21 protein-coding genes and 1 other RNA gene are annotated in these 20,832 nt (G+C 65.3%); 15 read left to right on the top strand and 7 right to left on the bottom strand.

What is annotated here, in order from left to right:
• Positions 1-34: 34 nt before the first annotated feature.
• The 6 genes from HV742_RS29510 (at position 35) to HV742_RS29535 (ending at position 6,077) form a co-directional block, all read left to right on the top strand.
• The gene (locus tag HV742_RS29510) at positions 35-607 is read left to right on the top strand and encodes an RNA pyrophosphohydrolase (RefSeq protein WP_049071340.1); all 573 of its coding nucleotides are present in this window, start codon (positions 35-37) and stop codon (positions 605-607) included.
• The gene (locus HV742_RS29515) at positions 588-1,274 is read left to right on the top strand and encodes a response regulator (RefSeq protein ID WP_020925157.1); all 687 of its coding nucleotides are present in this window, start codon (positions 588-590) and stop codon (positions 1,272-1,274) included. Before HV742_RS29510 ends, HV742_RS29515 begins: the two co-directional genes overlap by 20 nt.
• 7 nt (positions 1,275-1,281) lie before the next feature.
• Positions 1,282-2,814 (top strand): sensor histidine kinase, encoded by a 1,533-nt coding sequence (locus tag HV742_RS29520; protein WP_231891652.1) that lies wholly within the window; start codon positions 1,282-1,284, stop codon positions 2,812-2,814.
• 212 nt (positions 2,815-3,026) lie between these two features.
• Positions 3,027-3,506 carry a tripartite tricarboxylate transporter TctB family protein gene (locus HV742_RS29525; RefSeq protein ID WP_049071344.1) on the top strand — a complete coding sequence of 160 codons (480 nt, stop codon included), beginning with the start codon at positions 3,027-3,029 and terminating at the stop codon, positions 3,504-3,506.
• 6 nt (positions 3,507-3,512) lie between these two features.
• Positions 3,513-5,036 (top strand): tripartite tricarboxylate transporter permease, encoded by a 1,524-nt coding sequence (locus tag HV742_RS29530; protein WP_049071345.1) that lies wholly within the window; start codon positions 3,513-3,515, stop codon positions 5,034-5,036.
• A gap of 111 nt (positions 5,037-5,147) precedes the next feature.
• Positions 5,148-6,077, top strand: coding sequence for a 2-hydroxyacid dehydrogenase (locus HV742_RS29535; protein ID WP_054416337.1), 930 nt, complete (start codon positions 5,148-5,150; stop codon positions 6,075-6,077).
• Here HV742_RS29535 and HV742_RS29540 read toward each other — a convergent pair.
• Positions 6,071-7,012 (bottom strand): LysR family transcriptional regulator, encoded by a 942-nt coding sequence (locus HV742_RS29540; protein ID WP_054416338.1) that lies wholly within the window; start codon positions 7,010-7,012, stop codon positions 6,071-6,073. The two genes, HV742_RS29535 and HV742_RS29540, sit on opposite strands and share 7 nt — an antisense overlap.
• A gap of 124 nt (positions 7,013-7,136) precedes the next feature.
• On the opposite strand from HV742_RS29540, the gene HV742_RS29545 reads away from it, so the two are divergent.
• Positions 7,137-7,769, top strand: coding sequence for an FMN-dependent NADH-azoreductase (locus HV742_RS29545; RefSeq protein ID WP_049071352.1), 633 nt, complete (start codon positions 7,137-7,139; stop codon positions 7,767-7,769).
• A gap of 49 nt (positions 7,770-7,818) precedes the next feature.
• Here the strand turns inward: HV742_RS29545 and HV742_RS29550 are convergent, their stop codons facing one another.
• From HV742_RS29550 to HV742_RS29565, 4 genes are all read right to left on the bottom strand, one after another.
• Positions 7,819-8,724: an NAD(P)-dependent oxidoreductase gene (locus HV742_RS29550; RefSeq protein WP_049071353.1), complete on the bottom strand. Its 906-nt coding sequence runs from the start codon at positions 8,722-8,724 to the stop codon at positions 7,819-7,821.
• A 52-nt stretch (positions 8,725-8,776) separates the two neighbouring features.
• Positions 8,777-10,381: a gamma-glutamyltransferase family protein gene (locus tag HV742_RS29555; RefSeq protein ID WP_175147082.1), complete on the bottom strand. Its 1,605-nt coding sequence runs from the start codon at positions 10,379-10,381 to the stop codon at positions 8,777-8,779.
• Positions 10,382-10,583: 202 nt separating this feature from the next.
• Positions 10,584-12,089: a tripartite tricarboxylate transporter permease gene (locus tag HV742_RS29560; RefSeq protein ID WP_006392928.1), complete on the bottom strand. Its 1,506-nt coding sequence runs from the start codon at positions 12,087-12,089 to the stop codon at positions 10,584-10,586.
• Between the two features lie 13 nt (positions 12,090-12,102).
• The gene (locus tag HV742_RS29565; protein ID WP_049071356.1) at positions 12,103-12,567 is read right to left on the bottom strand and encodes a tripartite tricarboxylate transporter TctB family protein; all 465 of its coding nucleotides are present in this window, start codon (positions 12,565-12,567) and stop codon (positions 12,103-12,105) included.
• 398 nt (positions 12,568-12,965) lie between these two features.
• Here HV742_RS29565 and HV742_RS29570 point away from each other — a divergent pair, with 398 nt between their 5' ends.
• The 4 genes from HV742_RS29570 to HV742_RS29585 all read left to right on the top strand — a co-directional run bounded on the left by HV742_RS29570 (position 12,966) and on the right by HV742_RS29585 (position 14,882).
• Positions 12,966-13,496, top strand: coding sequence for a hypothetical protein (locus HV742_RS29570; RefSeq protein WP_100504555.1), 531 nt, complete (start codon positions 12,966-12,968; stop codon positions 13,494-13,496).
• Entirely contained in the window at positions 13,496-13,807 is a 312-nt protein-coding gene (locus HV742_RS29575) for a cell division protein ZapA (protein WP_006388757.1), read from the top strand. Before HV742_RS29570 ends, HV742_RS29575 begins: the two co-directional genes overlap by 1 nt.
• Before the next feature lie 44 nt (positions 13,808-13,851).
• Positions 13,852-14,036, top strand: a non-coding RNA gene (gene ssrS / locus HV742_RS29580) — 6S RNA.
• A 75-nt stretch (positions 14,037-14,111) separates the two neighbouring features.
• Positions 14,112-14,882, top strand: coding sequence for an SIMPL domain-containing protein (locus HV742_RS29585; protein ID WP_049071359.1), 771 nt, complete (start codon positions 14,112-14,114; stop codon positions 14,880-14,882).
• On the opposite strand, the gene lgt is transcribed toward HV742_RS29585, so the two are convergent.
• The gene (lgt, locus tag HV742_RS29590; RefSeq protein ID WP_049071361.1) at positions 14,857-15,645 is read right to left on the bottom strand and encodes a prolipoprotein diacylglyceryl transferase; all 789 of its coding nucleotides are present in this window, start codon (positions 15,643-15,645) and stop codon (positions 14,857-14,859) included. The genes HV742_RS29585 and lgt overlap by 26 nt on opposite strands.
• A gap of 174 nt (positions 15,646-15,819) precedes the next feature.
• Between lgt and ilvD the strand changes: the two genes are divergently transcribed.
• From ilvD to msrA, 3 genes are read left to right on the top strand one after another with little or no spacing between them, the layout of a single operon-like run.
• Positions 15,820-17,505, top strand: coding sequence for a dihydroxy-acid dehydratase (gene ilvD, locus HV742_RS29595; RefSeq protein WP_175147083.1), 1,686 nt, complete (start codon positions 15,820-15,822; stop codon positions 17,503-17,505).
• The gene (locus HV742_RS29600) at positions 17,489-17,824 is read left to right on the top strand and encodes a c-type cytochrome (RefSeq protein ID WP_054503554.1); all 336 of its coding nucleotides are present in this window, start codon (positions 17,489-17,491) and stop codon (positions 17,822-17,824) included. The genes ilvD and HV742_RS29600 overlap by 17 nt, the downstream gene beginning before the upstream one ends.
• A gap of 38 nt (positions 17,825-17,862) precedes the next feature.
• A complete protein-coding gene (msrA, locus tag HV742_RS29605) occupies positions 17,863-18,417 on the top strand; it encodes a peptide-methionine (S)-S-oxide reductase MsrA (RefSeq protein WP_059269319.1) in 555 nt (184 codons plus the stop codon).
• An 84-nt stretch (positions 18,418-18,501) separates the two neighbouring features.
• Here msrA and hppD read toward each other — a convergent pair whose 3' ends face one another.
• Positions 18,502-19,614 carry a 4-hydroxyphenylpyruvate dioxygenase gene (hppD, locus tag HV742_RS29610; protein WP_049071368.1) on the bottom strand — a complete coding sequence of 371 codons (1,113 nt, stop codon included), beginning with the start codon at positions 19,612-19,614 and terminating at the stop codon, positions 18,502-18,504.
• A gap of 156 nt (positions 19,615-19,770) precedes the next feature.
• Here hppD and HV742_RS29615 point away from each other — a divergent pair, with 156 nt between their 5' ends.
• Positions 19,771-20,247, top strand: a complete 477-nt coding sequence (locus tag HV742_RS29615) for an Lrp/AsnC family transcriptional regulator (RefSeq protein WP_006392938.1) — start codon at positions 19,771-19,773, stop codon at positions 20,245-20,247.
• Positions 20,248-20,832 lie beyond the last annotated feature (585 nt).

The raw sequence follows: 20,832 nt of genomic DNA on the forward strand, positions 1-20,832 counted from the left end.
ACTGTAATTGTATTGAATTCGGTGGGGGTGGCCCATGCTTGACCGCGAAGGCTACCGCCCCAATGTCGGCATCATTCTCGTCAACGGTCGAAACGAGGTCTTTTGGGGCAAGCGTATCAGGGAACATGCCTGGCAGTTCCCGCAGGGCGGCATCAAGTACGGCGAAAGCCCGGTGCAGGCCATGTATCGCGAGCTCCATGAAGAGGTGGGCCTGAAGCCCGAGCATGTCCGTATTTTGGGGCGTACACGCGATTGGTTACGTTATAACGTGCCCGATCACTTCGTCCGGCGTGAGTGGCGTGGCCACTATAAAGGACAAAAACAGATTTGGTTCTTGTTGCGCCTGGTGGGACGTGACAGCGACGTTTGCCTGCGCGCGACGCAGCATCCGGAATTCGACGCCTGGCGCTGGAGCCAGTACTGGGTGCCGCTGGATGCCGTGATCGAGTTCAAGCGGGACGTCTATACCCAGGCGTTGAACGAGTTGTCGGCAATCCTCTTTCGGCGTCATCACGAAACCCGCTACCTGCGTCAGCGCGTGCATGGGCAGCGGACGGCAGAGAACTTGCCCGAAGGAACGGACGGTCATGCGCATATTGTTGGTTGAAGATGAACGGGACATGGCGTCCTGGCTGATGCGCGCGCTCGCGCAGAGCGGGTTCGTGCCGGATCACGCGGCCGATGCCCGCACGGCCGAAGCCTTCATGGCGGGCACCGAATACGATGCCATCGTCATGGACCTGCGCCTGCCCGACAAGCATGGCCTGGTGGTGCTGCGCGAGATGCGCAACCGCGACGACCGCACCCCGGTGCTGCTGCTGACCGCCCAGGGCGCGCTGCAGGACCGCGTGCGCGGCCTGAACCTGGGCGCCGACGACTTCCTCACCAAGCCGTTCGCGCTGGAAGAACTGGAAGCCCGCCTGACCGCGCTGGTGCGCCGCAGCCGCGGCCGCCAGCACCCGCGCCTGCAGTGCGGCTCGCTGTCCTACGACAGCGAGAGCCGCGCCTTCACGCTCGACGGCTCGCTGTTGTTCCTGACCCCGCGCGAGCACGCCGCCCTGGCGGCGCTGCTGACCCGCAGCGGCTATCCGGTGGACAAGTCGCAGCTGTTCGGCAAGGTCTTCACCCACGACAGCGAGGCCAACCCCGACGCCATCGAGGTGGTGCTGCACCGCCTGCGCAAGAAGCTCGCCGGCAGCGACGTGCGCATCGTCACCGTGCGCGGGCTCGGCTACATGCTGGAAAGCGTCGCCAGCGAAGCCGCCGACTCCTGACACCCTCGTGAGCCTCCGGATCCCTGGGTTGCCGCGGGTCGGCATTCGCGCCCTGTTGATCATCCTGCTGCTGCCCGGCGTGGTGGCGCTGCTGGTCATCGACAGCCTGAACGACTACCGCACCCTGTCCGAGATCACCAACGAGGCCTACGACAGCGCCCTGGTCGAGCCCGCCCGCGTGCTCGAAAGCAGCCTGGAATTCACGCCCGACGGCGCGCTGCAGGTGGCCACGCCGCTGTACGCCCAGGTCATGCTGGAGTCGCGCGCCGGGCTGCGCAAGTATTTCCGCATCGAGCAGATCGATCCGCCGCTGCCTGACGATTCCCCGGTGCCGGCCGAACAGGGCAAGACGCTGCTGGGCATGCCGGACCTGCCGCGCCCGCCGACCTGGCCCCGTTCCAATGGCCTGCCGGTGTTCTATGACGGGGTCTATCGCAACGACCCGGTGCGGGTAGTGTCGCTGGTGCGCGACCTGTATTACCAGGGCGCGCACCGTCAGGTGCTGGTGCTGGTCGCCGAAAGCACCGGCAAGCGTATCGAGGCCGAGAACAACGCCCGGCGCCAGGAAATCCTGCGTGATGCGCGCATGCTGGCGCTGGTCGTGCTGCTGGTCTGGTGGGGCGTGTCCTGGGCCTTGAAGCCGCTGCGCCGCCTGCGCGCCGACATCCGCAACCGCCGGCCCGATGACCTGACGCCGCTCGACGCCTCGCGCGTGCCCAGCGAAGTGGCGCCGCTGGTCGATGCCGTCAATCACCACATCGCCCGCTATCGCCGCGTCCTCGAAGAACAATCGCATTTCCTGGCGGATGCCTCGCACCAGTTGCGCACGCCGCTGGCCATCATGCTGACCCAGGCGCAATACGCCCTGCGCGAACGCGATCCGGCGCGCGCCCAGGAGGGCTTGCGCGCCATCGTCGATCAGCTGGGGCGCACCCGCCGCCTGACCGAGCAATTGCTGTCGCTGGCGCACGCCAACCAGGCGGACCCGTTGCCGCGCCAGTTGCTCGACATGAACGCGGTCTCGCGCGAAGTGGTGTTGCAATACCTGCCGCTGGCGCACGAAAAACAGCAGGACCTTGGCTGGGTGCAGGCCGCCAACGGACAAGGCCAGGAAATCGACGCCCCGGTGTCCGGCAACGAGGCCGAGCTGCACGAGGCGCTGTCCAACCTGGTGCACAACGCCATCCACTACGCGTCGGTCGGCGCCCGCATCACCGTCTCGGTCAGCCGGCTCGGCGACCGGGTCGAGGTCGCCGTGTCCGATAACGGCCCCGGCCTGGAACCGATGCTGCGCGCCCGCGCCTTCGCCCGCTTCGAGCGCGTCGGCACCGACAAGCCGGTGGCCTCGTCGGGGTCGGGCCTGGGGCTGGCCATCGCCCGCGCCTATGCGCGGCGCAACGACGGCGATATCGAACTGCGCGACGGCGAACCCAATGCGCAGGGGGGCGTGGGCCTGGCCTCGGTGCTGTGGTTGCCGCTGGCGACGACCGTGTCGCAGTATCCGCGGCCCGCCGACGTCGAGTTCACCGGCGAACAATAATTCCGCGAAGCTTTCATTCCTTCCTCCTAGTCCGCATTGCGCATCACACCGTTTTCCATCAGGGATAACCCCCGGATTCAGGATTGCGACAGCGCATAGAAAGCGGATTAGCAGCTTCCTTCCGTAATCTGCCAGCCGGCTTGTTGTAAAGAGCCGGATGGCGCACGCTCTTGGCGCCATCCCGAGGGCCGGCACGGCCCTGCTTCAGGAGGATGGAAGTGCAAAAAACAATTAATAGAAAGGACTATTACGGCGGCGCGCTGATGGTCCTTATCGGATTGGGGGCGATCTACGGTGGTACGGACTATCACATCGGAACGCTCAGCCACATGGGTCCGGGGTTCTTCCCCGCGGCATTGGGCGGCCTGCTGGCGTTGACGGGAATCCTGATCGCCATCTCGGCGCGTTCCGGCGAATCCACGCCGCCCGCCCCGGGTGACGGCCATGCGCATGGCCTGCCCGATCTGCGCGGCAGCGTCTGCATCCTGCTGGGTACGCTCGCGTTCCTGCTGCTGGGCCACTATGGCGGCCTGCTGCCCGCCACGTTTGCCATTGTCTTCATCTCCGCCCTGGGCGACCGCAAGAACACGGTCAAGCAGGCATTCGTGCTGTCGGTCGGCATGTCCGTGATCGCGGTGGTGGTTTTCTGGTGGGCGCTGCAACTGCAGCTGCCGCTGTTTCGCTGGGGTTGATGCGCCATGATTTCTCAAGCTCTAACCGACCTCTGGTACGGCTTCGGCGTCGCGTTCCAGCTCCACAACCTGATGTGGTCGTTCTTCGGCGTGCTGGTGGGCAACCTCATCGGCGTGCTGCCCGGCATGGGCGCGCTGTCGGCCATCTCGATCCTGCTGCCGCTGACCTACGTGATGCAGCCGGTGCCCGCCATCCTGATGCTGGCCGGTATTTTCTACGGCTCGCAATACGGCGGCGCCATCGGCGCCATCCTGCTCAACCTGCCTTCGCACCCGCCGCACGCGGTGACGTGCCTTGACGGGTATCCATTGACCAAACAGGGCAAGGGGGGAACGGCGCTCGGCATTACGATGATCTGCTCGTTCTTCGCGGCCTCGGTCGGCATCATCGTCATGATCTTCGCCTCGCCGCTGCTGGTCGAAGTCGCCTTCAAGTTCGGCCCGACCGAGATCTTCTCGATCATGCTGCTGGGCCTGCTGGCCGGCGCCACCATGTCGCGCGGTTCGCCGCTCAAGGGCGTGGCCATGACGCTGTTCGGCCTGATGTGCGGCGTGGTCGGCACCGACGTGAACACCGGCACCATCCGCTTCTCGTTCGGCCTGCTCGACCTGTCCGACGGCCTGGAACTGGTGGCGATCTCGATGGGCCTGTTCGGCGTGGCCGACTTCCTGATGAGCGTCAACCGCATGACCATCATCGGCAGCGGCGCCAAGCTGCGCCTGCGCGACATGCGTCCCAGCAAGCAGGAATTGAAGACGGCCTTCTGGCCCATGGTGCGCGGCACCGCCGTGGGCACGCTGTTCGGCGCCATGCCCGGCACCGGCCCGACCATCACCACCTTCGTGGCCTACGCGCTGGAACGCAAGATTTCCAAGACGCCCGAGAAGTTCGGCACCGGCATGATCGCCGGCGTGGCCTCGCCCGAAGCCTCGTCGCACTCGAAGACGCAGGTCGACTTCATCCCCACGATGAGCCTGGGCATCCCCGGCGACGCGGTGATGGCGCTGATCCTGGGCGCGCTGCTGATCCAGGGCATCCAGCCCGGCCCGCAGCTGATCACCGAGCATCCGGACATCTTCTGGGGCCTGATCGCCAGCTTCTGGGTCGGCAACGTGCTGCTGATGGTGCTCAACGTGCCGCTGATCGGCGTCTGGGTCAAGCTGTTGCAGGTGCCTTACCGCTACCTGTTCCCGTCGGCGCTGTTCTTCATCGCGGTGGGCGTGTTCAGCACCCAGAACAGCCTCTTCCAGATCTGGGAAGTGCTGGCTTTCGGCGTGATCGGCGCCGTCCTGATGACGCTGGAATTCTCGGTCGCGCCGATCCTGCTCGGCTTCGTGCTGGGGCCCATGGTCGAAGAGAACTTCCGTCGCGCCTTGCTGTTGTCGCGCGGTGACCTGGCGGTGTTCGTCGAACGTCCGATCAGCGCCTGGTTCATCGGCGCCAGCGCGCTGCTGATCCTGCTGCAGGTGTGGGCTTTCCTGCGCCGCGGCAAGAACAAGAACAAGCCGCAAGTGACGCAAGCCGCCTGACCGGCCTCGCGTTCCGCGTGCAGACACGGCCCGGCTTTCATGCCGGGCCGTTTGATTTGTGCGCCGTCTTCCCCCATGCTTGCGATTTCCCGAGCCCGTCCGGATCTAGCCATGCATATCCTTTTCGCCTGCCCCCTGCACGACCCCGACGTGTGGGTTCCGCGCCTGCAAGCCGCCATGCCCGGCTGTCGCATCTCCGTCTGGAATCCCGATGGCCCGCCCTCCGGCGCCGAGGTCGCCCTGGTGTGGAAACCCCCTGTGGAACTGTTCCGGCACGAGACCCGCATCGAGACGCTGTTCAATCTGGGCGCGGGCGTGGATGCCTTGCTCAAGATGAAGGAAATCCCGCCGCACGTGCGCATCGTCCGCCTCGAGGACGCGGGCATGTCGGTGCAGATGGCCGAGTACGCCCTGTACGCGCTGCTGCGCGTGTCGCGCGACTTCCAGGCCTTCGACGAATCACAGGCGCGCCAGCACTGGGATACCCGCGAAGGCACGCGCCAGGCCGATTGGCCGGTGGGCGTGCTGGGCCTGGGCCAGGTGGGCGCGCGCGTGGCGCAGACGCTGGCCGAGTTCGGTTATCCGGTGGCGGGCTGGTCGCGCACGCCGCGCGAGATCCCCGGCGTGGAGTCCTTCTCCGGGCAGGACGCGTTGCCGGCCTTCCTGGCACGCACTCGCTTCCTGGTGAACGTGCTGCCGCTCACGCCCGACACCCGTGGCATCCTCAACCGCGACACGCTCGGCCAACTGCTGCCCGAGGCGCACCTGGTCAACGTCGGCCGTGGTGAACACCTGGTCGAGGAAGACCTGGTGCGGATGCTGGAAGAGGGCGAGATCGCCGGCGCGACGCTCGACGTGTTCCATACCGAGCCGCTGCCCAAGGACCATCCGTTCTGGCGCGATCCGCGCGTGCATGTCACGCCGCACATCGCCGCCCGCACGCTGCGCGACGAAAGCATCGAGCAGATTGCCGGCAAGGTCGCCCGGCTGATGCGCGGCGAGCCCATCACCGGCGTGGTCGAGCGCGAGCGCGGCTACTGAGCGGCAGGCGCCGTGGCGCCTTGCTTCTCCAGCCGCTGGTAGGTGGGGGGCAGGCGCTGCGACAGAAAATCCAGCAAGGTGCGCACCGCCGGCATCATGCCGCGCCGCGACGGATAGATGCAGTGGACGATGCCTTCCGGCGACTGCCACTGCGGCAGGACCGGCACAAGTTGGCCGCGGCGCAGTTCCTCCTGTGTCGCGATCGACGGCAGCAACGCGATGCCGCGGCCGCGCACGGCGGCCTCCACCAGCACGATGAAGTCGTTGCACGACAACTGCGGCTTGAGTTCGATATGCACCTCTTCGCCCTTGTCGTTGCGCAGCGGCCAACGCACTTCGTTTTGCGGGTCGCTGAAGCTCAGGGTGGTGTGCGAGGCCAGGTCCTGCGGCGTGTCGGGCGCGCCGTGGCGCTGGATGTAGGCCGGGCTGGCCACGAGCGTGCCGCGCGCCGTGCCCAGGTGGCGCACCACCAGTTCGGCGTCGGTATCGAGCTTGGTGCGCACCCGCAGCGCCAGGTCGACCCCCTCGCGGATCAGGTCCACCCGGCGGTTGGTCACCAGCAGCTGGACCGAAATGGCCGGCCACGCGTCCAGGAATTCCGGCAGCAGCGGCGCCAGCACGTCCTGCGCGATCGAGACCGGGCAGCTCACCACCACCGGCCCGGTGGGTTCGGCCTGCAACTGGCGCATTGCGTCGTCGGCCGCGCGGGCCGAGGCAGCCATCTCGCGGCAGTAGTGCAGATAGCGTTCCCCGGCGGCGGTCAGGCGCAGGCGCCGCGTGGTGCGGTGCAGGAGCCGCACGCCCAGGCTTTCCTCCAGGTGGGAAATACGGCGCGACAGGCGGGATTTGGGGATATCCAGGGCCCGCGCCGCCGCGCTGAAGCCGCCTTGCTCTACGACTTGGGAAAAATAATAGAGGTCATTTAGATCTTGCATGATTGTTCTATGATTGGAACGAACAGTTCATCATACCCGGGTTTATGTGATCAATTAAGCGATCTACAGTGAAGCCATGCACTCAAGACCCGCGCTTTTCGCGGTCCGCACTGGAGATCACGTTATGAAGACCCTCGTCATCCTGTCCTCGATTCTCGGCAACCGCTCGCACAGCAAGGAGCTGGCCGATCACATGGTGGCCCGCATCAAGCAGGCCGACCCCGCCGCTGTTATCACCACCCGTGATATCGGCGCCGAGCCGCTGCCGTACTTTGACGGCGCCACCGCCGGCGCGCTGTTCACGCCCGCCGATGCGCGCACCCTGGAGCAGCAGCGCATCGTCGAACGCAGTGACGCCCTGATCGCGGAACTGCTGCAGGCCGACCGCATCGTGTTCGCGGTGCCGGTATACAACTTCACCCTGCCGGCCCAGCTCAAGAGCTATCTGGATCACGTGGCCCGGGCCGGCGTCACGTTCCGTTATACGCCGGAAGGCGTGGCGGAGGGGTTGGTGAAGGGTAAGCAGGTGTTCGTGCTGACGGCGCGTGGCGGCAAGGCCGAAGGCACCCCCAACGACACCATGACGCCGTACCTGCGGCAGATGCTCGGCTTCCTGGGCATGAACGAGGTCACCTTCATCGCCGCCGAAGGCATGGCCATGGGCGAAGTCGCGGCGCTCGAAGGCGTGGCGCTGGCGCGCCAGCGCATCGACGCCCTCGACCTGGCCCCGGCGCGGAGTGCGCTGCAGGCCGCATGACGCAATGAAAAGCGGCCCCTCGGGGCCGCTTTTTTTGTCAGGGGGTCGGTCAATCGCGCAGGCGCTTGATCAGGCTGGACGTATCCCAGCGGCCGCCGCCCATTTTCTGCACGTCGCCATAGAACTGATCCACCAGCGCCGTCAGTGGCAGCCGGGCGCCGTTGTGGCGCGCCTCGGCCAGCACCAGGCCAAGATCCTTGCGCATCCAGTCCACCGCGAAGCCGAAGTCGAACTTGTCGTCGACCATGGTGCCGCCGCGGTTCTCCATCTGCCAGCTCTGCGCCGCGCCCTTGCTGATCACATCCAGCACCAGTTTCATGTCGAGGTCGGCCGCCTGGCCGAACGCCACGGCTTCGGACAAGCCCTGCACGATGCCGGCGATACAGATCTGATTGACCATCTTGGCCAGTTGTCCGGCGCCCGGCGGGCCCACGCGCGTGACGGCGCGGCCGAAGGCCTGCGCCACCGGCTTGACCGCATCGAACACCGCCTGCTCGCCGCCGCACATGACCGTCAGCACGCCGTTGACCGCGCCGGCCTGGCCGCCGGATACCGGCGCATCGATGAAATTCAGGCCCAGGTCCTTGGCTTGCGCGTACAGCTCGCGCGCCACGTCGGCCGAGGCGGTGGTGTGGTCCACGAACACCGCGCCCGGCGCCATGCCCGCGAACGCGCCATCGGGGCCCAGCGTCACGCTGCGCAGGTCGTCGTCATTGCCGACGCAGGCAAACACGATCTGCGCGCCGGCCACGGCCTCGCGCGGCGTCACGGCGCTGCGGCCACCGAACTCGGCGGCCCAGGCCTGCGCCTTGGACGGCGTGCGGTTGTAGACGGTGACGTCGTGCCCGGCGCGGGCCAGGTGGCCGGCCATGGGCAGGCCCATCACGCCCAATCCGAGGAATGCGACTTTCTGGGCCACGACCGCGTCGTAGCTCTTGGTACCGATCGATGCCATGCAGGGGACTCCGCTGTGGAAAGGAAAACCTGAGGCAGTAACCTTAACGCAATCAAAAGCCGGCGGCGAGTCCGTCGCGACGGCTGTCGCTGGCGCTGACGTAGCCATCCACCGCCGGGTCGCCCAGGCGCCAGATGAACTGGCCGGAACCGAAATCCATGTACGGGTCGTCGATGCCTTCGAGCACGTGGCCGCGGGCGCGCAGGCCTTGCGCCACGGCGGGGGATATCGAGGGCTCCACATCCACCGCCAGCCCCTGGTTCCATTTCCAGCGCGGCGCGTCGCAAGCGGCCTGCGGCTGCTGGCCGTAGTCGAGCATGCGCACCAGCGTCTGCACCTGGCCTTGCGGCTGCATGTTGCCGCCCATCACGCCGAAACTCATGACCGGCGCGCCGTCGCGCATGAGGAAGCCCGGGATGATGGTGTGGAAGGGGCGCTTGCCACCCGCCACCGCGTTGGGGTGGTCGGCTTCGGTGCTGAAGCAATGGCCGCGGTTCTGCAGGCTGACGCCGGTGCCCGGCACCACCACGCCCGAACCGAACCCCATGTAGTTCGATTGGATGAAGCTGACCATCATGCCGCTGCGGTCGGCGGCAGTCAGGTAGACCGTGCCGCCCTGCGGCGCATGACCGCAGGCGAATGCCTGGGCGACATTCGGATCGATCAGCCGCGCGCGTTCGGCCAGGTAGTCGGCGCGCAGCATCTGTTCGGGCGTCACGCGCATGTGGCGCGCGTCCGCGACGTGCGCATAGACATCGGCGAAGGCCAGCTTCATGGCCTCGAGCAGCAGGTGCTGGGTGTCGGGATGATCGATCGGCCGCGCCGCCAGGTCGAAGTTCTGCAGGATCCCGAGCGCGATGAGGGCGGCGATGCCCTGGCCGTTGGGCGGAATCTGGTGCAGCGTATGGCCGCGATACGCCTGGCTGACGGGCGTCACCCATTCCGGCGCGTAGTCGCGCAGGTCGGCCAGCGTCATGGCGGCCTCGTGGGCCTGCGCATGGGCCACCAGCTTGTGGGCCGTTTCGCCTTCGTAGAAATCGCGGCCGCCGCTGGCGGCGATGCGCTTGAGCGTCGCCGCGGCGCCTTTCAGCGTGAAGTGCTCGCCGATGTGCGGCGCCCGGCCCCGCGGCAGGAAGTGTTCGGCGAAACCGGGTTGCGGCTGCAGCACGTCGGCCTGTGCGGCCCACTTCTGATGCACCATCGGGCTGATGGCGAAGCCGCGCTCGGCATAGTCGATGGCGGGCGCCAGCACGTCGGCGAACGACAGCCGGCCCAGTTTTTCATGCAGCGCGGCCCAGCCGGCCACGCAGCCCGGCACCGTCACGCTGTCCCAACCGCGGGTCGGAATCGCGCCCTGGTGCCGGCGGCGGAAATAGTCCGGACTCCAGGCGGCGGGCGCCGGCCCCGAGGCGTTCAGGCCATGCAGCTTGGAGCCGTCCCAGACGATGGCGAAGCAATCCGATCCCAGGCCATTGCTGACAGGTTCGGTCAGCGTCAGCGTCGCGGCCGCGGCGATGGCCGCATCCACCGCGTTGCCGCCACCGGCCAATACGCGCAGCCCGGCCTGCGCCGCCAGCGGCTGCGAAGTGGCCACGATGTTGCGGGCGAAGACCGGCGTGCGCGTTGTGGGATAGGGGTTGTTCCAGTCGAAATTCATCTCGAATCATCGCGTGGGGGTAAACCCGTAGCTTAACGTAGATGCCGGCGTTTGCATCCACACCCTGTATTGAGTTGTAGCAACTGGTTTCGAGCGCGGCACGCGCTCGGCGCAGGCGTAACCGCGCGGCCAAAGAAAAACCCCCGGCAAGCCGAGGGTTTGGGCGGGAGCGAAACCGCCGCGCAATGCGGCGGCGCCGTCCTCAGTCTTCTTCGACGAAAGTCTCTTCGCGCTTCTTGCGGATCGCCGGCAGGGCCACCAGGATCACCAGGAACACCGCCACGGCCAGCAGCGAGGCCGACAGCGGACGCGTCACGAAGGTGCTGAAGTCGCCGCGCGACAGCAGCAGGGCGCGACGGAAGTTCTCTTCCATCATGGGGCCGAGCACCAGGCCCAGCAGCAGCGGCGCGCCTTCGCACTTCAGTTTCGACCAGACATAGCCCACGATACCGAACATGGCCGTCGTGAAGATGTCGAACGAGTTGTAGTTGAGCGAGTACACACCGATCGTGCAGAACACCAGGATCGCCGGGAACAGGATGCGGTAGGGCACCTTGAGCAGCTTGACCCACAGGCCGATCAGCGGCAGGTTCAGCACCACCAGCATCAGGTTGCCGATCCACATCGAGGCGATCAGGCCCCAGAACAGCTCGGGGTGGCTCGTCATCACTTGCGGGCCGGGCTGGATGTTGTGGATCGTCATCGCGCCGACCATCAGCGCCATCACGGCGTTGCCCGGGATACCCAGGGTCAGCAGCGGGATGAACGAGGTCTGCGCGGCCGCGTTGTTGGCCGATTCGGGGCCCGCCAGGCCGGCCGGGTGGCCCTTGCCGAAGCGTTCCGGATTCTTCGAGATCTTCTTTTCCAGCGTGTACGACGCGAACGAGGACAGCACCGCGCCGCCGCCCGGCAGGATGCCCAGGGCCGAACCCAGGGCCGTGCCACGCAGCACGGCGGGCGCGGATTCCTTGAATTCCTGCTTGTTCGGGTACAGCGAGCCGATCTTGTCGGTGATGTCGACGCGGTTTTCCTTCTGCTCCAGGTTGGTCATGATTTCGGCGAAGCCGAACACGCCCATGGCCACGATGGCGAAGTCGATGCCGTCCTGCAGTTCCGGCACGCCGAAGTCGAAGCGGGCCACGCCCGAGTTGACGTCGGTGCCGACCATGCCCAGCAGCAGACCCAGGATGATCATCGCGATCGCCTTGGGCAGCGAACCCGAGGCCAGCACCACGGCGCCGACCAGGCCCAGGCACATCAGCGAGAAGTACTCGGCGGGGCCGAACTTGAAAGCGACTTCAGCCAGCGGGGGCGCGAAGGCGGCCAGCAGCAGCGTGGCCACGCAACCGGCGAAGAACGAACCCAGGGCGGCGATGGCCAGCGCGGCGCCGGCACGGCCGTTACGGGCCATCTGGTGACCGTCCAGCACGGTCACTACCGCGGACGTTTCCCCTGGCAATGCCACCAGGATGGCCGTGGTCGAACCACCGTACTGGGCGCCGTAATAGATACCCGCCAGCATGATCAGGCCGGCCACCGGCGGCAGCACGTACGTGATCGGCAGCAGCATCGCAATGGTCGGGACCGGGCCGATGCCCGGCAGCACGCCGATCAGCGTACCCAGAACGCAGCCCAGCAGCGCGTACAACAGGTTCTCGGGCGTGAACGCCACCGAGAAACCCAACATCAGGTTGTCAAACAATTCCATGACCGGTAGCTCCTCAGTTCATGCCCAGAAACGACGGCCACAGCGGGAAAATCAGCCCCAGCCCCTTGACGAACGCCAGATACGAGAACACCACCAGGAAGATGCCGTTGGCGACGGCGACCTTGAGGCTGAACTCGTGGCTGGCCAGGCTGCTGAGCACCACCAGCAGGAACACCGAGATATAGATGCCCAGCAGTTTCAGGACCAGGCCATAGACGACCACGGATCCGACCACGAGGAACACGATGCGCCAGTCGAACTTGTCGACGTGGGTTTCCTGGGCCTTCTTCGACATCGAGCCAAGCAGCACGATGGCACCCAGCAATGCGAGGACAATGCCCAGCCAGAAAGGAAAATACCCGGGGCCCATACGGGCGGCAGTACCCATTTGGTAGCTGCTGGCTTGCCAGGCGAATCCCAGTCCAAGGGCGATGAACATCACCCCCGACCAGAAGTCCTGTCGATTGCGTAGCTGCATGATTGGTTGGCTCCTGTTTACAGCATGTAGATAAAAAGAGGTTTGTGATCTGCCCCGGCTGCCGGAAAGCCATGTGACAGGCACAAAAAAGGCACGACTCGGTGCCCGGTGTTCTTCTGAAAGCTTCGGCGTGGCTTCTTGAAAGGGCGAATGGTAATGGACGCCTGCAGCGATGCAAACCCTGTAAGCTAGGTGAAAGCCTGGGGTTTTCCCTAAAATTGGGGAACTCCCGATCCCCAGATGTAACGGGGCGGTCAGATTGAGGGCTGTTTGAAAGCTAAGTGAAAGTTGATAGAAAGAAATGCGAAAGCAGGTTCGCGTGACCTGCCGCTTGCCGGACGCGCGGGACTTTTCTAGTTGTGCCTGATCAGGTATGTTGCCCGCCGCCGGCCATGCCGCTGCATTTCCTACTGAATATTGCCGTGTTTCTCACCTTGCGTGAAGCGGCCCGATTCCCACCTGGATGGTTTACGATAGCGCCCATGCTGCAAGACCTAGACCAACTCGCCGCCCGTATCGGGCAACTGGTGCAACGCACCCGGCAACTTCATGCCGAGCGTGACGCATTGCGCGCCCGCCTGAACGAAACCGAAGCGGAGACGCGCGCGCTCAAGCAACGCGCCGCCGACCGCGACGCCGATATTGCCGCCCTGCAGGCCAAATTGCAGGACAACGACGGCGCCGTCACCGCGATGCTGGAGCAGGCGCAGAAGGCCGAAGTGGCCTTGCGCGAACAGCTCGCTCGCGAAGCCGCCGAACGCCAGTCGCTCGAGGCGCGGTTCTCCGCCCGCGAAACCGAACTGCAGGGCAACCTGCAAAGCCGCGACACCGAACTACAGCGCCTGCGCGTGGCCGCCGCCGCGGCCCGCGAGCGCATCGACGCCGTCCTGGCCCGTCTGCCGGGTGCGCCGTCCGGAGAGCAACACTGATGGAACGCGTAGATGTAACGATCCTCGGGCGCGACTACTCGCTGGCGTGCTCGGCCGAAGAAAAGCCCACGCTGCTGGCTGCCGTGCGCCACGTCGACCAGCTCATGCTGCGCATCCAGGGCACCGGCAAGGTTTCCAGCAACGAACGCATCGCGGTGATGGCCGCGTTGCAGGTGGCGGGCGAGCTGCTCGCCATGAAGGCGCCCGATGGTCCGCTGGGCGGTTTGGCGGTCGGCGACTTCAAGCGTAGAATCGAGGACATGAACGCAGTCCTAGACGACGCGCTGTCAGGGCAAGAAAAGCTGCTCTGACGTTCATAAGCGGTTTTCACCCAGGTTTTTTCAAGTTTTTCAGTTTGTCCCTGCCGTGTCCGTGACCTGGCCATACATTCTCTGAACCTATGTCTTATGGCATATTGGTTGCGGGAGTGCAGAGCTGGAGCGATTGTCTCTCGTAGACGAACCCGACGCTCTTCGGAACGCGACCACCTTGAACCTCAGGGTTCGAGATGCCGGCCTTGACGGCACAGGCGGGGCATCTATCCCAGCGGACCTGCCACGAGCGCAGGTCCGCGCCGGGCGCCTCCTCCATCGTCCTCCCTCATAGGACCAGTCCATGTCGAAATCCCCCGTTTTTTCGCTGACCAAACTTGGCGCGGCGTGCGCGGCCGTGGCCGCTCTCTCGCTGGCGCAGCCTGTTTTTGCGCAGGCACCGACGACGGCTCCCGCCACGGCGGAATCCGCCGCCAACCGGTCGCCGGAACTGACGTTGCAGGCCACCGCCTCCTCCGAGGTCAAGCAGGACACGGTGCGCATCTCGCTGTCGGCCGAGACCGAAGCGGCGGATCAGCCCACCGCCGGCAAGAAGCTGACCGAGATGCTGGACGACGTGGCCAAGCGCGCGCGCGACACCAAGGGCGTCGACGTGCGCACCGGCAGCTTCAACGTCTGGCCCAATTCCACCAGCAGCAGCAAGGGCAAGACCAGCACCACCTGGCGTGGCCAGGGCGAGATCATCCTGGAATCGAAGGATTTTGCCGCCGCCGCCGCGCTGGCCTCGAAGCTGTCCGACAAGACCGCCATTTCCAACATCAGCTTCTCGCTGTCGCGCGAAGTGCGCGAGGCCGAGGAGCGCAAGCTGCTCAAGGAGGCCGCGCAGGCCTTCAAGGATCGCGCGCTGGCCGCGGCCAACGCCTTCGGCTTCTCGGGCTACCGTCTGAGCAAGCTCGAACTCGGCGGCGCCGGCGGCGTCACGCCGATGCCGCGCATGATGGGCGCCATGGCCAAGGACGCCTCCGGCGGCGCCGGCTACAGCGCGGACGTCCCCCTGGAAGCAGGGGACGTCACGGTCAGCATTTCGGTCAACGGGACGATCGTTTTGCAGTAAGCACGAACATGATGGCGCCCAGGGCGACCATCGGCAGGGACAGCCACTGTCCCATGCTCAACCCGCCCGCGAGCAGGCCCAGGAAGTTGTCCGGCTCGCGGGTGAATTCCACCAGGAAACGGAACGTTCCGTAGCCCATCAGGAATACCGCGCTCACCTGGCCCAGGGGGCGCGGTTTGCTCGAAAACCACCACATCAGCGCGAACAGCACGATGCCTTCCAGCCCCAGCTCATACAGTTGGGACGGATGGCGCGCGATGCCGTCGCCGCTGCTCGGGAACACCATCGCCCACGGCACGTCGGTGGGGCGGCCCCACAACTCGCCATTGATGAAATTGCCCAGTCGGCCAAAGCCCAGCCCCAGCGGGATCAGCGGCGCGATGAAATCGCTGACGGCGAAGAAGGGCAGGCCCTTCTTGCGGGCGAACAGCAGCATCACCAGGATCACGCCGATCAGCCCGCCGTGGAACGACATGCCGCCTTCCCACAGGTAGGCCACTTCCAGCGGATGCGCCAGGTAATAGCTCGGCTTGTAGAACAGCACATAGCCCAGCCGTCCGCCCAGCACCACGCCCAGCACGCTGTAGAAGATCAGGTCCTCCAGGTCGCGCACGTTCAGGGAGGTGGTATGGCCGCGCGTGATGCGGCGCCGGCCCAGCACGTATACCAGCGCGAAGCCCACCAGGTACATCAGCCCGTACCAATGGATGGACAGGGGCCCGATCTGCAGGGCAACGGGGTCGAATTTTGGATATTGCAGCATGTTCCGCCCGACACAATGAAGTTGAATGATAATAACCGGCGAGCCCCGCGGTAGATCGACATGCAAGCCCCAGCATGCCGGTGTATCCCGAGACTCGCCCGCGAGCGAGCTGGCTACCCCCCCGGGCGCGATCGCCATGTCCGCGCCCTGACGGCCGACAGGAGACAACAGACCATGTCGCACAACGAACGTTCCCGCCACATCACGCACGGCGTCGCCCGGGCTCCCAATCGCGCTATGTATTACGCGCTGGGCTACCAGGAAGCCGATTTCGAGAATCCCATGATCGGCGTGGCCAACGGCCATTCGACCATCACGCCGTGCAACAGCGGCCTGCAGCGCCTGGCCGATGCCGCCATCGAGGCCATCCGCGGCGCCAAGGCCAATCCGCAGGTGTTCGGCACGCCCACCATTTCCGATGGCATGTCCATGGGCACCGAGGGCATGAAGTACTCGCTGGTGTCGCGCGAGGTCATCGCCGACTGTATCGAGACCGCCGCGCAGGGCCAGTGGATGGACGGCGTGGTGGTCATCGGCGGCTGCGACAAGAACATGCCGGGCGGCATGATCGCCCTGGCGCGCATGAACGTGCCGGGCATCTACGTCTATGGCGGCACCATCAAGCCGGGCCGCTACCAGGGCAAGGACCTGACCATCGTCTCGGTGTTCGAGGCGGTCGGCGAATACACCATGGGCCGCATGGAAGAGGCCGACTTCAAGCAGATCGAGAAATGCGCCATCCCCGGTTCGGGCTCCTGTGGTGGCATGTACACCGCCAACACCATGAGCTCTGCCTTCGAAGCCATGGGCATGAGCCTGCCGTATTCCAGCACCATGGCCAACGAGGACGACGAAAAGGTCGTGTCGGCGGCGGAATCGGCCCGGGTACTGGTGCAGGCCGTCAGGCGGGGGCTGCGTCCGCGCGACATCATCACGCGCGAGTCCATCGAAAACGCCGTTTCCGTCATCATGGCAACGGGCGGCTCGACCAATGCCGTGCTGCATTTCCTGGCCATCGCCCACGCCGCCGAGGTGCCCTGGACCATCGACGACTTCGAACGCATTCGCCAGCGCGTGCCGGTGCTGTGCGACCTCAAGCCATCCGGCAGATACGTGGCGACCGACCTGCATCGCGCCGGCGGCATTCCGCAGGTCATGAAGCTGTTGCTCAACGCCGGCCTGCTGCACGGGGATTGCATCACCATCACCGGCCAGACCGTGGCGCAATCGCTGGCCGACGTGCCCGATACGCCGCGCGCCGACCAGGACGTGATCATGCCGCTGGACCGCGCCCTCTATTCCCAGGGCCACCTGGCGATCCTCAAGGGCAACCTGTCGCCGGAAGGCTGCGTGGCCAAGATCACCGGCCTGAAGAACCCGGTCATCACCGGACCGGCGCGTGTCTTCGATTCCGAGGATGACGCCATGGCCGCCATCATGGCGCGCCAGATCCGTGACGGCGACGTGGTGGTGATCCGCTACGAAGGCCCCAAGGGCGGGCCGGGCATGCGCGAAATGCTGGCGCCGACCTCCGCGTTGGTCGGACAGGGGCTGGGCGAAACCGTGGGCCTCATCACCGATGGCCGCTTCTCCGGCGGCACCTGGGGCATGGTGGTCGGCCACGTCGCGCCCGAGGCCTTCGTCGGCGGGCCCATTGCGCTGATCCGGGAGGGAGATTCGGTTACCATCGATGCCCACCAGCTGCTGTTGCAGCTCAATATCAGCGACGAAGAAATGGCGGCTCGTCGCCAGGCCTGGGTCCAGCCCAAGCCGCGTTATACACGCGGTGTGCTTGCCAAGTTCGGCAAGCTCGCCAGCACCGCGAGCCGTGGGGCGGTAACCGATGCATTTGATACGTAGTCTGTTGGCGGTCGCCGCCGGCCTGCTGGCCGCCGGCGCGGCCCAGGGGCAAACCACCGGCCTGGATCTGGCCAAGAGCAAGGCCTGCATGGCCTGTCACCAGGTCGACGTCAAGCGCGTCGGACCGCCGCTGGCCAGCGTGGCCGAGCGCTACGCCGGGCAGGGAGATGCCATGGTGGATTACCTCGCGGGCAAGATCCGCGGGGGCGGCCGCGGCGCCTGGGGCGCCGTGCCGATGCCGGCGCAAACCCACGTCAGCCAGGAAGACGCCCGCCTGCTGGCCGAATGGATCCTGACGCTGGCGCCGGCCAAGAAGTAGTCGTATCGTCTCTGGAAAGTTTCAGCAAAGGAATCGTCATGGCAGAACAACCCTCCCCGGGCAATGAGGTCGCCGTTCTCGGCGGCGGCTGTTTCTGGTGCGTCGAGGCGGTCTTCACCGACCTGCGCGGCGTCAAGAGCGTGCTGCCCGGCTACAGCGGCGGGCACGTCGACAATCCCACCTACGAACAGGTCTGCGGCAAAGACACCGGCCACATCGAGGTGGCGCGCGTCGAATTCGATCCCGCCGAGCTGTCGTACAGCGACCTGCTGCGCGTCTTCTTCGCCACCCACGACCCGACCACCCCGGGCCGCCAGGGCAACGACATCGGCCCGCAGTACGAGTCGGCCATCTTCTGGCAGAACGACGCGCAGCGCGAGCAGGCCGAGGCCGTCATCGCCGAGGTCGAGGCGCAGAAAGTCTACGACGCGCCCATCGTGACCAAGCTGCTGGCGCCTGCGCGCTTCTGGCAGGCCGAGGACTATCACCGCGATTATTTCGCGCTGCATCCCGAGCAGGGCTATTGCCAGTTCGTGATCGCGCCCAAGGTCGCCAAGTTCCGCAAGCAGTTCCAGGATCGCCTGAAGAAGTAGGACAGGCGAAAAAAAACCTCGCGCAAGGCGAGGTTTCAAGGCCGGCGCCGGGCACATGGGTACCGGCGCTGGCGGGGGAAGCGGTCAGTCGACGGCTTTCACCACGCCGCGGCGCATCTGGTCCAGCTCGATGGACTCGAACAGCGCCTTGAAATTGCCTTCGCCGAAACCGTCGTTGCCCTTGCGCTGGATGATCTCGAAGAAGATCGGGCCGATCTGGTTCTCGGTGAAGATCTGCAGCAGCAGGCCGCCGTCGGGGGCGCCGTCCAGCAGGATGCGGTTCTTCTGCAGGCGCGCCACGTCCTCGCCATGGTTGGGCAGGCGGCGATCCAGCAGCTCGTAGTAGGTTTCCGGCGTATCCAGGAACACCACGCCGTTGGCGCGCAGCGCCTCGATCGTGCCGTAGATGTCCTCGGTGGCCATGGCGATGTGCTGGATGCCCTCGCCGCGGTACAGGTCCAGGTACTCCTGGATCTGGCCTTTCTCCTCGGTGCCTTCCTCGTTGATGGGAATGCGGATGTTGCCGCACGGCGAGGTCATGGCCTTGGACTTCACGCCCGTCACCTTGCCCTCGATGTCGAAGTAGCGCACCTCGCGGAAGTTGAACAGGCGCTCGTAGAACTCCGACCACTCGGCCATGCGGCCCTTGTGCACGTTGTGCGTCAGGTGGTCCACCAGCGTCAGCCCGGCGCCGCGGTGGTTCAGGTCGGCCTGCGCGTTCTGCGGATCCACCGGCACGAAGTCGACGTCATAGATGCTGATGTCGCCGATGCCGCCATGGCCTTCCTTGCCATTCCAGCGGTCCACCAGGTAGATCAGCGAATCGCCAATGCCCTTGATGGCGGGAATGTTCAGTTCCATCGGGCCGCTGTGCGAGTCGAAACCCCACGCGCCCAGTTCCAGCGCGCGCTTGTACGCGGCGGCCGCGTCCTGCACACGGAAACCGATCGCACAGATCGACGGGCCGTGCAGCCGGGCAAAGCGCTGCGCAAAGGAATCGGGTTCGGCGTTGATCAGGAAATTCACGCCGCCCTGGCGGTACAGCGTCACGTCCTTGTGGCGATGCTTGGCGATCGCCTTGAAGCCCAGCAGTTCGAACACCTTGCGCAGCGCGGCGGGGTCCGGCGCGGCATATTCGATGAATTCGAACCCGGCGGTGCCCATCGGGTTGTCCCAGGGTTGGAAAGCGCTGCTCATGAGTCTGCTCCCTTGAGTCGTTATAGAGGCGACTTGTCGTTCAAGTCTAGGATGAAGATTGTAGGGAGGAAAGGCAGGCAGACAATTGCAAACATGTCGCGGAAGCGGGAAGGTTGAGCAATAATATTGCCCAGGAAAAAAAATATGGGGCTAAAAATGTCTGACATAGAGCTGGATAGGACAGATATAAGGATCCTGGCCGAATTGCAGCGCGACGGCCGCCTGAGCAACCAGGAGTTGGCCGACCGCGTTTCCCTGTCGCCCAGCCCCTGCCTGCGCCGGGTGCGACGGCTGGAAGAGAAGGGCTTCATCAAGAAATACGTGGCGCTGATCGACGCCGAAAAGGTCGGGCTGGGCCTGCTGGCCTACGTCAACATCCGCCTGAACAAGCACAGCGGCTCCAGCCATGCGCCCATGAGCGACTTCGCTCGCGACGTCCAGCTCTGGCCCGAGGTGGTCGAGTGCTACGCCATGTCCGGCGACATGGACTACCTGCTGCGCATTCAAGTCGCCGACCTGGCGCATTTCTCCAAGTTCGCCATGGACACCCTGATGCGACATCCCGCCGTGGTGGACATGCGCTCGTTCTTTGCGCTCCAGCAGATCAAGGAAACGACAGAGTTGCGGCTGTAGCGGAGCGGGATGCGTCCCTTCGTGTCTATCAGGCCTTCTATATCGGCCCCCCCCATAGAGGATGTCTATATATAGAGAGACCAGAGCGCGTGGCAGTGGACGGATGTTCCCCGCCACGGCGCCTTCTTATATATAGGCCGCTATGAGGCGAGACTGTCTGCCAGGTCCACTGCACCTGGGCGTAGGGGCGAAAACGGATATGGCCCTATGGAAAACGGAGACACCTCTATATAGAGTGGAGATGTATATCCATCTCGGCGCGCTACAGGTGTGCCGTCAGCCGCGGGGTGCTTCGCGGAAGGCTCGGTCCTGGTGATACGCATTCCATGTAGAGCAGATGGCGCAGAACGGATGACTTTTCCATGGCAAATGCGGGGTGCGTCCCCGGAAATCATCATCTTTCTGCAAAATGGCTGTCATCCCGGCGTGACAAGCCAAAAATCTGTGCTATAGTCTCGCTCCTTCGCAGTTCAAGCAGTTTTGTGAGCCGCGAAGCCAGGCAAGTGCAACGGATTTGGCGCCACGGCGACGAATCTGCCGCAGGGCAGCAAGGCGGTGGGTCAGCGATGATTCTCTCGAACCGGC

This window comes from Achromobacter ruhlandii (genome assembly GCF_902859695.1).
In the GTDB taxonomy this organism is placed as follows: domain Bacteria; phylum Pseudomonadota; class Gammaproteobacteria; order Burkholderiales; family Burkholderiaceae_B; genus Achromobacter; species Achromobacter ruhlandii.